The sequence below is a fragment of the Pelagerythrobacter marensis genome, from assembly GCF_036700095.1.
Taxonomy (GTDB): domain Bacteria; phylum Pseudomonadota; class Alphaproteobacteria; order Sphingomonadales; family Sphingomonadaceae; genus Pelagerythrobacter; species Pelagerythrobacter marensis_A.
The window spans coordinates 2,127,658-2,140,863 of the sequence record NZ_CP144918.1 but is presented as its reverse complement, the minus strand read 5'-3'; the positions used below and the strand labels follow the sequence as shown (position 1 = coordinate 2,140,863).

General features: G+C 66.3%; 16 protein-coding genes. 8 read left to right on the top strand and 8 right to left on the bottom strand.

Features of this window, described 5'->3' with window-relative positions; translation table 11 throughout:
• Window positions 1-68 precede the first annotated feature (68 nt).
• The 7 genes from V5F89_RS10110 (at window position 69) to V5F89_RS10080 (ending at window position 6,159) form a co-directional block, all read left to right on the top strand.
• Window positions 69-623 carry a F0F1 ATP synthase subunit delta gene (locus V5F89_RS10110; RefSeq protein WP_338445525.1) on the top strand — a complete coding sequence of 185 codons (555 nt, stop codon included), beginning with the start codon at window positions 69-71 and terminating at the stop codon, window positions 621-623.
• A gap of 29 nt (window positions 624-652) precedes the next feature.
• Window positions 653-2,182 carry a F0F1 ATP synthase subunit alpha gene (gene atpA / locus V5F89_RS10105; RefSeq protein ID WP_338445524.1) on the top strand — a complete coding sequence of 510 codons (1,530 nt, stop codon included), beginning with the start codon at window positions 653-655 and terminating at the stop codon, window positions 2,180-2,182.
• 138 nt (window positions 2,183-2,320) lie between these two features.
• Window positions 2,321-3,199 (top strand): F0F1 ATP synthase subunit gamma, encoded by an 879-nt coding sequence (locus tag V5F89_RS10100; RefSeq protein ID WP_338445523.1) that lies wholly within the window; start codon window positions 2,321-2,323, stop codon window positions 3,197-3,199.
• A 23-nt stretch (window positions 3,200-3,222) separates the two neighbouring features.
• Window positions 3,223-3,573 carry a hypothetical protein gene (locus V5F89_RS10095; RefSeq protein ID WP_338445522.1) on the top strand — a complete coding sequence of 117 codons (351 nt, stop codon included), beginning with the start codon at window positions 3,223-3,225 and terminating at the stop codon, window positions 3,571-3,573.
• A gap of 22 nt (window positions 3,574-3,595) precedes the next feature.
• The gene (gene atpD, locus V5F89_RS10090; RefSeq protein ID WP_338445521.1) at window positions 3,596-5,053 is read left to right on the top strand and encodes a F0F1 ATP synthase subunit beta; all 1,458 of its coding nucleotides are present in this window, start codon (window positions 3,596-3,598) and stop codon (window positions 5,051-5,053) included.
• A gap of 147 nt (window positions 5,054-5,200) precedes the next feature.
• Complete coding sequence (locus tag V5F89_RS10085) at window positions 5,201-5,458, top strand: ATP synthase F1 subunit epsilon (RefSeq protein WP_338445520.1); 258 nt, start codon at window positions 5,201-5,203, stop codon at window positions 5,456-5,458.
• A 137-nt stretch (window positions 5,459-5,595) separates the two neighbouring features.
• A complete protein-coding gene (locus V5F89_RS10080) occupies window positions 5,596-6,159 on the top strand; it encodes an SAM-dependent methyltransferase (protein WP_338445519.1) in 564 nt (187 codons plus the stop codon).
• 21 nt (window positions 6,160-6,180) lie between these two features.
• Here V5F89_RS10080 and V5F89_RS10075 read toward each other — a convergent pair whose 3' ends face one another.
• The 5 genes from V5F89_RS10075 to V5F89_RS10055 form a co-directional block, all read right to left on the bottom strand.
• Entirely contained in the window at window positions 6,181-6,504 is a 324-nt protein-coding gene (locus tag V5F89_RS10075) for an HNH endonuclease (protein WP_338445518.1), read from the bottom strand.
• 116 nt (window positions 6,505-6,620) lie between these two features.
• Window positions 6,621-7,019 (bottom strand): Co2+/Mg2+ efflux protein ApaG, encoded by a 399-nt coding sequence (gene apaG, locus V5F89_RS10070; protein WP_338445517.1) that lies wholly within the window; start codon window positions 7,017-7,019, stop codon window positions 6,621-6,623.
• Window positions 7,020-7,083: 64 nt separating this feature from the next.
• Window positions 7,084-8,289 (bottom strand): trans-sulfuration enzyme family protein, encoded by a 1,206-nt coding sequence (locus tag V5F89_RS10065; RefSeq protein ID WP_338445516.1) that lies wholly within the window; start codon window positions 8,287-8,289, stop codon window positions 7,084-7,086.
• Window positions 8,290-8,403: 114 nt separating this feature from the next.
• Window positions 8,404-8,631, bottom strand: coding sequence for a hypothetical protein (locus V5F89_RS10060; protein WP_338445515.1), 228 nt, complete (start codon window positions 8,629-8,631; stop codon window positions 8,404-8,406).
• A gap of 155 nt (window positions 8,632-8,786) precedes the next feature.
• On the bottom strand, window positions 8,787-9,083 hold the full coding sequence (locus V5F89_RS10055) for a hypothetical protein (protein ID WP_338445514.1): 297 nt from the start codon (window positions 9,081-9,083) through the stop codon (window positions 8,787-8,789).
• Window positions 9,084-9,161: 78 nt separating this feature from the next.
• On the opposite strand from V5F89_RS10055, the gene V5F89_RS10050 reads away from it, so the two are divergent.
• On the top strand, window positions 9,162-10,433 hold the full coding sequence (locus V5F89_RS10050) for a phospholipid carrier-dependent glycosyltransferase (RefSeq protein ID WP_338445513.1): 1,272 nt from the start codon (window positions 9,162-9,164) through the stop codon (window positions 10,431-10,433).
• 3 nt (window positions 10,434-10,436) lie between these two features.
• Here the strand turns inward: V5F89_RS10050 and V5F89_RS10045 are convergent, their stop codons facing one another.
• The 3 genes from V5F89_RS10045 to recO are packed head-to-tail and all read right to left on the bottom strand — an operon-like array spanning window position 10,437 to window position 13,182.
• Entirely contained in the window at window positions 10,437-11,528 is a 1,092-nt protein-coding gene (locus tag V5F89_RS10045; protein ID WP_338445512.1) for a glycosyltransferase family 2 protein, read from the bottom strand.
• Window positions 11,525-12,583, bottom strand: a complete 1,059-nt coding sequence (leuB, locus tag V5F89_RS10040; RefSeq protein WP_338445511.1) for a 3-isopropylmalate dehydrogenase — start codon at window positions 12,581-12,583, stop codon at window positions 11,525-11,527. The genes V5F89_RS10045 and leuB overlap by 4 nt, the downstream gene beginning before the upstream one ends.
• Window positions 12,580-13,182, bottom strand: coding sequence for a DNA repair protein RecO (gene recO, locus V5F89_RS10035; protein ID WP_338445510.1), 603 nt, complete (start codon window positions 13,180-13,182; stop codon window positions 12,580-12,582). Before recO ends, leuB begins: the two co-directional genes overlap by 4 nt.
• Between the last annotated feature and the right edge of the window lie 24 nt (window positions 13,183-13,206).

Sequence of the window (13,206 nt, the reverse complement as noted above, 5' to 3'; positions counted from 1 at the left end):
CTCGTTCCGCCCGCATCGGCATGGGCGATGCACCGCTATTTTCCGGACCTTTAAAGGACGAGAGACGCGTGGAGATTTCCGCCGGTATTCAGGCTAGCCTGTCAGGGCGCTATGCTTCGGCCCTGTTCGATCTGGCCGCCGAGAAAGGCACGGTCACTGCCGTCGAATCGGACCTTGAGAAGCTTTCCGCCGCTCTCGCCGAATCGGCGGAGATGCGCGCCGCGACCACCAATCCCGAACTGAGCCGCAAGGCGCAGGGCGCGGCCATGGCCGGGGTTGCCCGGCTGCTCGGCCTGTCCGACCTGACGGGCAATTTCCTGGGCGTTCTCGCCAACAATCGCCGGCTGGGCGAACTGCCCACCATTATTCGCGCTTTCCGCGCGATCGCCGCCGCCCAGCGGGGCGAAGTCACGGCCGAGGTCGCCAGCGCTCACGCACTCACCGAGGCGCAGCTCGGCGCGCTCAGGGACAAGCTGACCGCGCGCGAAGGGCGCACGGTCAAGATCGACGCGAAAGTCGATCCCGACCTCCTGGGCGGGCTCGTCGTCACCATCGGTTCGAAGCGGATCGACGGTTCGATCCGCACCCGCCTCAATTCTCTCGCCCAAGCCATGAAGGGCTGACGCCACAAGGCTCGAAGGAAGACACGCACATGGAAATCCGCGCCGCAGAAATCTCCAAGGTCATCAAGGACCAGATCGCCAACTTCGGCACCGAAGCCGAAGTCAGCGAAGTCGGCTCCGTCCTTTCGGTCGGTGACGGCATCGCCCGCATCCACGGCCTCGACAAAGTCCAGGCCGGCGAGATGGTCGAATTCGCCAACGGCGTTCAGGGCATGGCGCTCAACCTCGAGGCCGACAATGTCGGCGTCGTGATTTTCGGCTCCGACGCCGAAATCAAGGAAGGCGACAGCGTCAAGCGGACCGAGACGATCGTGGACGTTCCGGTCGGCAAGGGCCTGCTGGGCCGCGTGGTCGACGCGCTGGGCAATCCGATCGACGGCAAGGGTCCGATCGAAACGACCGAGCGCCGCCGCGTCGAGGTGAAGGCGCCGGGCATCATTCCGCGCGAATCGGTTTCCGAACCCGTGCAGACCGGCCTCAAGGCGATCGACGCTCTCGTGCCCGTCGGCCGCGGCCAGCGCGAGCTGATCATCGGCGACCGCCAGACCGGCAAGACCGCGGTCGCGATCGACACCTTCATCAACCAAAAAGAAGTCAACGCGGGCGACGACGAATCCAAGAAGCTCTACTGCATCTATGTCGCCGTCGGTCAGAAGCGTTCGACCGTGGCGCAGATCGTGCGCCAGCTCGAAGAAAACGGCGCGATGGAATATTCGATCGTCGTCGCCGCCACGGCGTCGGAGCCGGCCCCGCTACAGTATCTCGCGCCCTACACCGGCTGCGCGATGGGCGAGTTCTTCCGCGACAACGGCATGCACGCCGTGATCGTTTACGACGACCTTTCGAAGCAGGCCGTCGCCTATCGCCAGATGTCGCTCCTGCTCCGCCGCCCGCCGGGCCGCGAAGCCTATCCGGGCGACGTGTTCTATCTCCACTCCCGCCTGCTCGAGCGCGCGGCCAAGATGAACCAGGCGAACGGCGGCGGATCGCTGACCGCGCTGCCGATCATCGAGACGCAGGCGGGCGACGTGTCGGCCTATATCCCGACCAACGTGATTTCGATCACCGACGGGCAGATCTTCCTCGAAACCGGCCTGTTCTACCAGGGCATTCGCCCGGCCATCAACGTCGGCCTTTCGGTCAGCCGCGTCGGCGGCTCCGCACAGACCAAGGCGATGAAGAAGGTTTCCGGCTCGATCAAGCTGGAGCTGGCGCAGTACCGCGAAATGGCCGCCTTCGCGCAGTTCGGCAGCGACCTCGACGCCGCGACGCAAAAGCTGCTCAATCGCGGCGCGCGCCTGACCGAGCTGCTCAAGCAGCCGCAGTTCAGCCCGATGCCGTTCGAGGAGCAGACCGTGTCGATCTTCGCCGGCACCAACGGCTATCTCGATGCGATCCCGACCGACCGCGTGACCGAATACGAGGCGGCAATGCTGAGCTACATGCGCAGCGAACATGCCGACGTGCTCAAGGACATCCGCGAAAGCGGCAAGTTCGAAGACGATGTGAAGAACCGCACGGTGAAGGCGCTCGACACTTTCGCCAAGCAGTTCGCTTGAGAATAGCCCTCTCCCCTGCAGGGGAGAGGGTTGGGAGAGGGGATTACCCCGTTCCCGAAACCGTTCAACCGAGGTGGCGAAAGCCCCCTCTCCCCCGCCCTCTCCCCTGAAGGGGAGAGGGAGTTTGGAGACCGAAGAGTGGCTTCACTCAAGGAACTCAAGGGCCGGATCAACTCGGTCAAGTCGACCCAGAAGATCACCAAGGCCAAGCAGATGGTCGCCGCGGCCAAGCTGCGCAAGGCGCAGGCCGCGGCCGAGGCCGCGCGCCCTTATGCCGAGCGGCTGTCGGCGGTCATGGCCTCGCTCGCGGGCAAAGTCGGCGGCGACAACGCACCGAAGCTGCTCGCCGGAACCGGGGCGGATCGGCGGCATCTGCTGGTCGTGGTCAACACCGACAAGGGCCTGTGCGGCGGCCTCAACGCGAACATCGTCAAGGCCGCCAAGGTCCGGGCCCGCGCATTGGCTGCCGAGGGCAAGGACGTGTCCTTCTACCTCGTCGGCAAGAAGGGCCGGGCGCCGATCAAGCGCGATTTCGCGCAGCAGATCGGCCACCAGTTCGACACCAGCACGGTGCGCAATCCGGGCTTCGAGGAAGCCGAGGCAATCGCCGACGAGCTGATCGCGCTGTTCGAAGCGGGCGAGTTCGATGTCGCGCATCTGATCTATCCGACATTCCAGTCGGCGCTGGTGCAGAACCCCACCGTGCAGCAGCTGATCCCCGTCCCCGCCCCCGAACAAGGCAAGGCGCGCACCGGCGGCGATGCCGTGGTGGAATACGAACCGGACGAGGAAGCCATTCTGGAAGAGCTTCTGCCGCGTTACGTCAAAACGCAGGTGTTCGGCGCGCTGCTGGAAATCGCCGCTTCCGAACAGGGTGCGTCGATGACGGCAATGGACAATGCGACCCGCAACGCGGGCGAACTGATCGACAAGCTCACCATCCAGTACAACCGCAGCCGCCAGGCCGCGATCACCACCGAACTCATCGAAATCATCGCCGGCGCGGAAGCGCTCTGAGCCCCAGCTACCGGAATACAATCGTGAAAAAGATCGTTCTTCTCGTTCCCGCCCTCGCCCTCTCGCTCGCCGCCTGCGGCGAAGAGCCCGCGCCCGAGCCGACCCCCGCGCAGACGCCCGAACCGGCCCCGGAACCTTCGCTCCCGGCCCCGGACCAGGAACTGTTCTCGGGCCTGCTGGCAGAGGCATGCCCCGAGCTGAAGCCGGTCAACACCGCGGTCTGCAAACGCGCCGGATTCGGCTCCAGCGACGTGATCTGCGAATATGGCCTCGGCGAAGATTCGTACCTCCGCAACAAGGCGACCCTGACCCCCGGCGATGGGGAATGGACGCTCGCCGACCCCGCTTCGATCTGCGCTTCCGGCGCCGAATAATTGCAAGGCAGGACATAGCATCATGGCCACCGCACCCGTATTGAACCAGTCAACCAACGGCACGATCAGCCAGGTCATCGGCGCCGTCGTCGACGTGCAGTTCCCCGGCGAACTGCCGGCGATCCTGACCGCGCTCGAAACCAGGAACGGCGACAGCACGCTGATCCTCGAAGTCGCGCAGCACCTCGGCGAAAACACCGTCCGCACGATCGCGATGGACGGCACCGACGGCCTCGTCCGCGGGCAGGAAGTGATCAACACCGGCGCGCAAATCTCGGTCCCCGTCGGCCCGAAGACGCTGGGCCGCATCATGAATGTCGTCGGCGAGCCGATCGACGAGCGCGGCCCCATCGGCGCCGAGCAGACCGCGCCGATCCACGCCGAGGCCCCCGAATTCGTCGACCAGTCGACCGAAGCGGCGATCCTCGTCACCGGCATCAAGGTCATCGACCTCCTCGCCCCTTATGCGAAGGGCGGCAAGATCGGCCTGTTCGGCGGCGCCGGCGTCGGCAAGACCGTGCTGATCCAGGAACTGATCAACAACATCGCCAAGGGCCATGGCGGCGTCTCCGTCTTCGCCGGCGTGGGTGAGCGTACCCGCGAGGGCAACGACCTCTACCACGAGTTCCTCGACGCCGGCGTTATCGCCAAGGATGCCGAGGGCAATGCAACGTCCGAAGGTTCCAAGGTGGCCCTGGTGTTCGGCCAGATGAACGAACCGCCGGGCGCGCGTGCCCGCGTCGCGCTCTCGGGTCTGACGATGGCCGAATACTTCCGCGACCAGGAAGGGCAGGACGTGCTGTTCTTCGTCGACAACATCTTCCGCTTCACCCAGGCGGGTTCGGAAGTGTCGGCGCTGCTCGGCCGTATTCCTTCGGCGGTGGGTTACCAGCCCACCCTGTCGACCGACATGGGCAACCTGCAGGAACGTATCACCTCGACCACCAAGGGTTCGATCACCTCGGTCCAGGCGATCTACGTGCCGGCGGACGACCTTACCGACCCCGCCCCGGCGACCTCGTTCGCCCACCTCGACGCCACGACCACGCTGAGCCGTGCGATTTCGGAGCTGGGCATCTATCCGGCGGTCGATCCGCTCGATTCCACCAGCCGCGTGCTCGAACCGCGCGTCGTGGGCCAGGAGCACTACGAAACCGCGCGCAAGGTTCAGGAAACGCTGCAGAAGTACAAGAGCCTGCAGGACATCATCGCCATCCTGGGGATGGACGAGCTGTCCGAAGAGGACAAGCTGACCGTCGCCCGCGCGCGCAAGATCCAGCGCTTCCTGTCGCAGCCGTTCCATGTCGCCGAGGTGTTCACCAACATCCCGGGCGAGTTCGTGCAGCTGGAAGACACGATCAAGTCGTTCAAGGCCGTCGTCGAAGGCGAATACGATCACCTGCCCGAAGCCGCCTTCTATATGGTCGGCGGCATCGACCAGGCGGTCGCCAAGGCGAAGAGGCTGGCCGACGAGGCGTAACGAACGGATTTCCCCTCCCGCCTGCGGGAGGGGCAGTGAGACTTGGCGAACCCCGCAGGGGAGCCTAGTCGCAACGGGGTGGGCCCTTGCGGGCCCATGCCCACCCCCCACCCCTCCCGCGAGCGGGAGGGGAGCAAGGTAGGAACAATGGCACTGCATTTCGAACTCGTGACCCCGGCCAAGCTCGTCCGCAGCGAGGATGTCCACATGGTGGTCGTCCCCGGCGCCGAAGGCGAGTTCGGCGTGCTGGAAGGGCACGCCCCCTTCATGTCGACGATCCGCGACGGCGCGGTCCAGGTTTACAAGACCGAAGGCGCGGCGCCGGAGGAGATCGAGGTTCGCGGCGGTTTCGCCGAAGTCAGCGAGGCCGGCTTGACCGTTCTCGCCGAACATGTCGAAGGCTGAGCGCTCTATCGCCGGATGAGGAAAGGGCGGCCGCCGATGGCCGCCCTTTTCGTATGCGCGCCCTGCCCCGAGCGCGCGCGCTGCCATCCCGCCGATATTCATACTGTCGTCACCTGAACCGGCTCACTCTCGTGCATATGACGGCCGCATCCTCCCCGCTTCGCCTGCTGCCGATCCTCGCGGCGCTTCTCGCCACGCTCGCATCGTGCGGGCCGCGGGTGGACATCCACTATGTGCCCACGCCCGAGCCGGTGGTCGACGCCATGCTGGAAATGGCCGAGATCGAACCGGGCAACGTGCTCTACGACCTCGGTTCGGGCGATGGACGCATCCCCATCGCCGCAGCGCGCGAGTTCGGCGTGCGCGCGGTGGGGATCGAGATCGATCCGCGCCTGATCCGCGAGGCGCGCGCCAATGCCGAAGCGGCCGGCGTCGCGCACCTGGTCGAATTCCGCGAAGCCGATCTGTTCGCGACCGATTTTTCCGATGCCGACGTCGTCACGCTCTATCTCGGCGATACGCTGAACTTGCGCCTGCGCCCGCAATTGCTGGAGCAGCTGGAACCGGGCGCGCGCGTGGTCAGCCACGATTTCGGCATGGGCGACTGGTCCCCGGACGAAAGGCGGGTGGTCGCCAATCGCCCGGTCTACAAGTGGACAGTGCCGAACACGTTCATCCCCGGCTTCGGCGGGGTCGACTAGAGTCGGCTTTGAAGAACAGCGTCAACGCCCCCGTCTTCCGCGCGTGGGAGCGTGGAAATCGGGCGGCTTGTCAGCCACCCAGGCGAGAAATCTGGCAATCGCGGGTTCGGCCGTCAGACGGTCGCGATCCGCCCCGATCCGGGCCAGTTCGGCATTGGTGAAGTTGGCGTGAATCGTCCGGTGACAGATCGGATGGACCGGTACCGTCGCCCGCCCCTTTCTGGCCCTGGGCACCGGATGGTGCCACTGAACGCGTGTGCCGAGAGAGCGGTGGCAAAGCCAGCAGATGGAGGGGCAGTCACAGGCCACCGGCCGCACGCGCGGTTTCGCGGGCGAACCGGCCATCGCCGCCGTGTCGCCGTTTCAAATCGGGGATGACGAGATCGGGACAGGCTGGCAGCGCGCCGAAGCGGCGGGAGCTTTCGGTGTGGCGGACTTGCCCGGCCTTCATGCTCCCCGTCTTAATCCGCGGTTGCCGGCGCTGCCAGCGGGAAGAAGGGAATCCGCACTTCCAGCGGTGTGCCGTCGGTGCGGTGGAAGGTATAGAATCCTTCCATCGATCCGTGCGGCGTCGCCAGCGGGCAGCCCGACACGTAATCGTGGCTGTCGCCCGGAGCCAGAATCGGCATTTCGCCAACCACCCCTTCCCCATCGACCAGATTCACCGCGCCGCGCGCATCGGTGATTCGCCAATGGCGAGTCCTGAGCTGCACCCGCTCGTTCGATCCGTTCTCGATCCGTATATGATAGACCCAGAACCACTTTCCCGCATCGGGCTGCGACTGTTCGGGCAGGAAATTCACCGCCACGCGAACGGTGATCCCCTCGGTAATCGCGGCATGTTGGAACAGCTGTTTCATCGCCATCCACGATAATGGCAAGCGGCAGGTGCGGTAAAGGGTGCAATGGCTCTGCCGGAGGCGGTCAGTATCCTGCCGCGGCGAGCGCACGGTCGAGATCTTCGCGCAGATCCTCGACATCTTCCAGCCCGACGTTGATCCGCAGCAGCCCCTCGGCAACGCCCATCTCCGCCCGCGCCTCCTCGCTCATGCCTGCATGGGTCGTGCTGGCGGGATGGCACATCAGGCTGCGCGAATCGCCGATGTTGTTCGAAATATCGATCAGCTCCAGCGCATCGAGCACGGCAAAGGCCTTCTCCCGGCTGCCGACATCGAAAGCGAAGATCGGCCCGAATGCATCCATCTGCTTGGCCGCAAGGGCATGGCCGGGATGACTTTCCAGGCCCGGATGCAGCACGCGGGGGCCGCGCTCTTCGACGAACCGGCCGATTTCGAGCGCATTTTCGCTCTGCCGATGGGCCCGCAGGCTCAGCGTCTCCAATCCCTTGTGAACCACCCAGGCGTTGAACGGCGACAGGTTGGGACCGGTGTTGCGCTGGAACGGCAGCAGGACTTCGTCGATGAATTCGCGATTGCCGCAGATCGCGCCGGCCAGGACCCGCCCCTGCCCATCCATCAGCTTGGTCGCGCTGTAGGCCACGATATCGGCGCCGAATTCCAGCGGACGCTGCAATGCGGCGGTGGCGAACGCATTGTCCACCAAGGTCGCGATGCCGTGCGCTTTCGCCAGGCCGCAGACATATTCCAGGTCGACCACGTCGAGCGTCGGATTGGCCGGCGTTTCGAAGAAGAGCACCCTGGTATTCGGCCGGATGGCAGCCTCCCACGCAGCGTTGTCGGCGCTGTCGATCACGGTGGTTTCGATTCCGAACCGGGGGCACAGATGATCGACCAGCCAGCGGCACGACCCGAAAGCCGCGCGCGCGGCGACAACATGGTCGCCGGCCGAAAGCTGGCACAACAGCGCCGCGGTCATCGCCGCCATGCCGCTGGCCTGTGCACGACAGGCCTCGGCGCCTTCCATCAAGGCGATTCGTTCCTCCAGCATGGCGACGGTGGGGTTCTGGAGGCGGGAGTATGTCATCCCGTCCGCTTCCCCGGCAAAACGCGCGGCGACGGTCGCGGCATCGTCGTAAGTGTAGCCGGAGGTGAGAAACAGCGCCTCGCTCGTCTCGCCGTGTTCGCTACGCCACGTGCCCCCGCGCACGGCCCGCGTTGCCGGGCGCCAGGTGCGCGTGATCGCGCGGTTCATTCCATCGGTCTTCTTCATCGCCGCCGTTCCAACGTTGTTTCGTCGCGACGCACTAGTAGTGCGCGGCACGGCGGTGCAACGAAAAAGGGCGGCGCCGCGGCACCGCCCTTCCTGTCGTATTCGGTTCAGGTCTTAAATGCTGACCGGATCCTCGTCGTCGTCGTCGCTCACGATGAGAACGATCATGCCGACGGCCGCAATCGCCGCGACGATCAGGCCGGCACCGATGCCTTCACCGCCAAGCTCCGAGGCCTCGGTGACGGGTTCCGAAACGCGGGCGGTCGTCTCGGCCTGCGCAGCGATAGGCGCCGCCGCGAGCGAGGCCGCTGCGGTTGCGAAAAAGATATTACGAAGCTTCATAAATATTGACCCTTCCGTTTCTTGGTGATGTCACCGAGGAACAACGAAATGTCTAAGCAGAATGTTCCCTTGCCTCCAACCCCTTGCATGTCACCGCAACACGGTTCGTCCCATGAGAACAACGGTTCGCCTCGCCGGTAGCTCCGGTCACGGGTTCAGGACGACTGCGCGTTCCGAAAATCGCCCGGATCGATCTCGGCCGGCGAACCTTCGCGCCAGCCTTCGTCGGTGCGCACCATAAGTGTGCGACACCAGCGGCAGCGACCGACGTACACCTTGCCTTCGCGTCGCACGCGCTTTCGCCTGACCTTGTGGCCGAATACCGTGCACATCCAATGACGAGCCATCGAACCATCCTCCAGTTCCGAGCGCCCCGTCATGCCGATAATGTGTCCCGCCTGCCCGCGAATCGCCGGGCGGCCGGTTCTTGTGGTAAACTTTACATACACCATGTCCGGGGGCGGCTTAAGTGTAAAACACTCCGACGGTGCACTTGCTCCAACGCGGGACAGCCCCTATCGATCCGCGCGATGAGCCAGGTGTACGACCATCCGCGGGACCCGATCGGATGGAGCGCCGCGATCGCCGTCGTGTTCTTCGGCCTGTGCCTGATTCGCATCGCGGTTCCGGCCGAACCCTATTTCGACGAGATCCACTATCTCCCGGCAGCCCGGGCGCTGATCGAAGGCAGCGAATATCTCAATCGCGAACACCCCCTGCTGGGCAAGGAAGCGATCGCGCTCGGCATTGCACTGCTGGGCGACAATGGACTGGGCTGGCGGATCATGCCGGCGCTGGCAGGGGCGGGGGCGCTATTCGCATTCGCGCGGGCGATGTGGTTCGCCACGCTCTCGCGCTTCGCTGCGATCGCCTATGCGATCCTGCTGGCGAGCGGTTTCGCGCTCTTCGTGCACAGCCGGATAGCCATGCTGGAGGCGTTTTTCGTCGCCTTCATCGCGCTTGCCCTGTGGCAGTGCGCGGCCGCGGTGCGCGAGCCGGAGACCGGGCGCTCGCGCCTCGCTCTGGCCGGCGTGGCGCTGGGCCTCTCGATGGCGGCGAAATGGAACGCGGTGCCGATCGCGATACTGCCCGGCCTCACCTTCCTCGCCGCGCGGTTCGCCGCCGGGCGACGGCGCCTGTTCACCAGTCGCCGGGGTATCCCCGTCCCCGGCGTGTCGCTGGTCGAGGCCGCGCTGTGGCTCGGCCTCGTGCCGCTCGCGGTTTACTGGCTAACCTTTCTTCCGGCCTATTTCTTCGATCGGGGCGCGCTCCCCGCAAACGGCCTGATCGCCCTTCATCGCGAGATCATCGCGTTGCAGGAAAGCGTGGTCGAACCCCATCCGTACCAGTCGCGCTGGCCCGAATGGATCTTCAATTTGCGTGCGATCTGGTATCTCTACGACCCGATCGAGGGGGCGCAGCGCGGAATCGTGCTGATCGGCAACCCGCTGACGATGCTGCTCGGTCTGCCTGCCCTGGCCTGGGCCGCCTGGCGCGCCTTCGCGGGCGATCGCGCAGCGCTCGCGGTGACCGTTCTCTATGCGGTCAGCCTCGGTTTCTGGATCGTCGTGAACAAGCCGATCCAGTTCTACTATCACTATTTCCTGCCGAGCTGTTTCCTGCTGGCCGCGCTGGCGCTGGCGCTCGACGCGCTGTGGCGGAGCGGGCGGCGCCGGCTGGCCGCAGGCACCCTGGCCGCCAGCGCAGCGCTGTTCGCCTGGTTCTACCCGATCCTCAGCGCCGCGCCGCTGGCGAACGAGCAGAGCTTCACCGCATGGACCTGGCTTGACGGCTGGCGATAGGCGTCAGCGCCGCTTCCAGACGAAGCGGCTCGACAGGGCATAGTTCCACACCGCGCCCACCAGAATCCCGGCCCCCGCTGCCAGCAGCCAGTGCAGGCCGTATCCCTCGAGCAAGCCGGCGACGGCGACGTTGGCGACCGCCCCCACCGCGCAGGCGGCACAGAATCCCGCCCAGCCGCGCAGCAGGGCCCGGACTCCGCGCAACCGGCGGTCGCGGTAGGTCAGCCAGTTGTTGAACCAGAAGTTGAACGTCATCGCGGCAAAGGTCGCCAGCGCCTGCGCCGGTATGAAAGCGGCCCCCCCGACCCGATAGAGCGCGGCAAGCACGGCGAGATGGACCAGCACGCCCAGCCCGCCGACCGTCCCGAACAGCGCGAACCGGGTCGGCACCACGCTGCCGAACGTCTTGTCGTAGAGGCCGACGAGAAAGTCGAACGCCACCGCGCGATCGAGCTTGCTGACACCGCTGCGGCGTTCGGCGAAATGGAGCGGAAACTCGCGCACCCGCAGCGGCCGGGGAGCGCTGGCGAGCAGGTCGAGGAGGACCTTGAATCCGATCTGCGACATGCGCGGGGCAAGCGCGCGTGCGGTGTCGGTACGAAGCGCGAAATAGCCGCTCATCGGGTCGCTGAGGTCCACGCCCGCCAGACGCCGGGCCAACCGCACCGCCAGGCGCGAACCGCGCTCGCGCCGCGTGCTGGCCAATCCTTCGGCACTGGCCCCGGCGACGTAGCGGCTGGCAACCGCCACCTCGCAGGCGCCGGATTCGAGCGCGGCGAGCATTGCCGGCAGGAGCGCGGGATCGTGCTGGTGATCGGCGTCCATCACTGCGACGAAAGGCGCGGCGGTCGCGCAAATGCCCTCGATCGCGGCCGAGGCCAGCCCGCGGCGCCCGATCCGCTCGATCACCCGCACCCGCAGGTCGTTCCGCGCAAGGCGGCGCGCCTCGTCCGCCGTGCCGTCGGCGCTGGCATCGTCGACGACGATCGCTTCCCAACCCTCCGGCCCCATCGCCTCGGCAATCCGCGTCAGCAGCGGCGCGATATTTTCGCGTTCGTCGAGCGTCGGCAGGACGATGGCGAGGCGCAGCGTCAAAGGCGCTCCAGCACCGCATCGCCGATCGCGCCGGTTCCGGCATCGCCGCCCAGATCGCCCCCGCGCACGCCGTCGGCCAGCGCCCGGGCAACCGCGCTTTCGATCCGCGCCGCATCGTCCTCGCGCCCGAACGAATGGCGCAGCATCATGGCTGCCGAGAGGATCGTCGCCATCGGGTTGGCCCGGCCCTGCCCGGCAATGTCGGGCGCGCTGCCGTGGATCGGCTCGTAAAGACCGAACGTGCCGAATGCGGTCTCGCGCTGCCCGAGCGAGGCACTGGCCAGCAGGCCGATCGAACCGACGCACATGCTCGCCTGGTCGGACAGAATGTCGCCGAACAGGTTGCCGGTCACGATTACGTCGAACCGGCCCGGATCGCGCACGAGCTGCATCGCGGCGTTGTCGACATACATGTGCTCGAGCGCGACATCGGGGTAATCGGCCGCGACCTCGCCCACCACGTCGCGCCAGAGCTGGCTGGTTTCGAGGACATTGGCCTTGTCGACGCTGACCAGCTGCCCCTTGCGCCCTTGCGCCGCGCGGAAGGCGAGATGGGCGATACGGCGCACCTCGTCTTCGGCATAGGCCATCATGTCCCATCCCTGCCGCTGGCCGTCGTCCAGCCGGCGGGTGCCCTTGTCGCCGAAATAGACGTCGCCGTTCAACTCGCGCACGATCAGCAGGTCGATTGCCGCTGCGATCTCCGGGCGGAGGGCGGACATCCCCTCCAGCCCCGCAAAGGTGGTCGCCGGGCGAAGGTTCGCGAACAGCCCGAGATCGGCGCGCAGGCCCAGGATCGCCTGTTCGGGGCGCAAGTGGCGCTCCAGCCCGTCGCACGAGGGATCGCCGACCGCGCCGAACAGCACCGCATCGGCCGCGCGCGCCATCTCCAGCGTTTCGTCCGGCAGCGGGCGGCCGTGGCGGCGATAGGCGATCGCGCCCACATCGCCTTCGAACAGGGTCAGTTCGGGCAGGTCGAGCGCCTGGAGCACCCGCACCGCTTCGCGAGTGACCTCGGGGCCGATCCCGTCGCCGGGAAACACCGCAATTTTCATGATTTCATCCGCCCCAGTCGCTCGTGCAGCATAGTGCGCGCGGCCATAACATCGCCCCGCCTGTCGGCAAGCAGGTAGCGTTCGAGCATGGGGCCGTTGGCGGCAAAGATTTCCAGCAGCGGCTCAAGCCCCGCTTCAGCCGGGGGCGGCGCTCCCCCGAATCCCAGCTCGCGCAGCAGCAGCGCTTCGTAAGCGACCAGACCCGGGAACCAGCCGCGGGCCGAAGGGGCATGACAGATGGCATCGAGAACCGCCTGCAGCGCCTTGTAGATGTTGGGATAGGCATGGCGTTCGGGCAAGGCCGTGGCGGTCAGCGCGGTGACCCAGCCGATCGCCGCGGCCGGCAAGGGCTCGCCCAGCCACGGCCCCCGGCTTTCGACCAGTTCGAGACGGGCGAAAGGAAGCTGGCTTTCGGAGCGCGCGCGCAAGTCGATCTCGACCAGGTTGCCGGGAATGACCACCGGACGCAGCACGCGCCCCCGGCCGCCCGCGACATATCCCGCGACCAGGCCATGCCCCTCGGTCATCGCCCGCACGATCACCGCCGTCTCGCCATGCAGGCGCGCGGCGACGACGATGGCCGGGGCTGTCAGTTGCAACGCGTTTCCCCGCGTCGAAGGTGT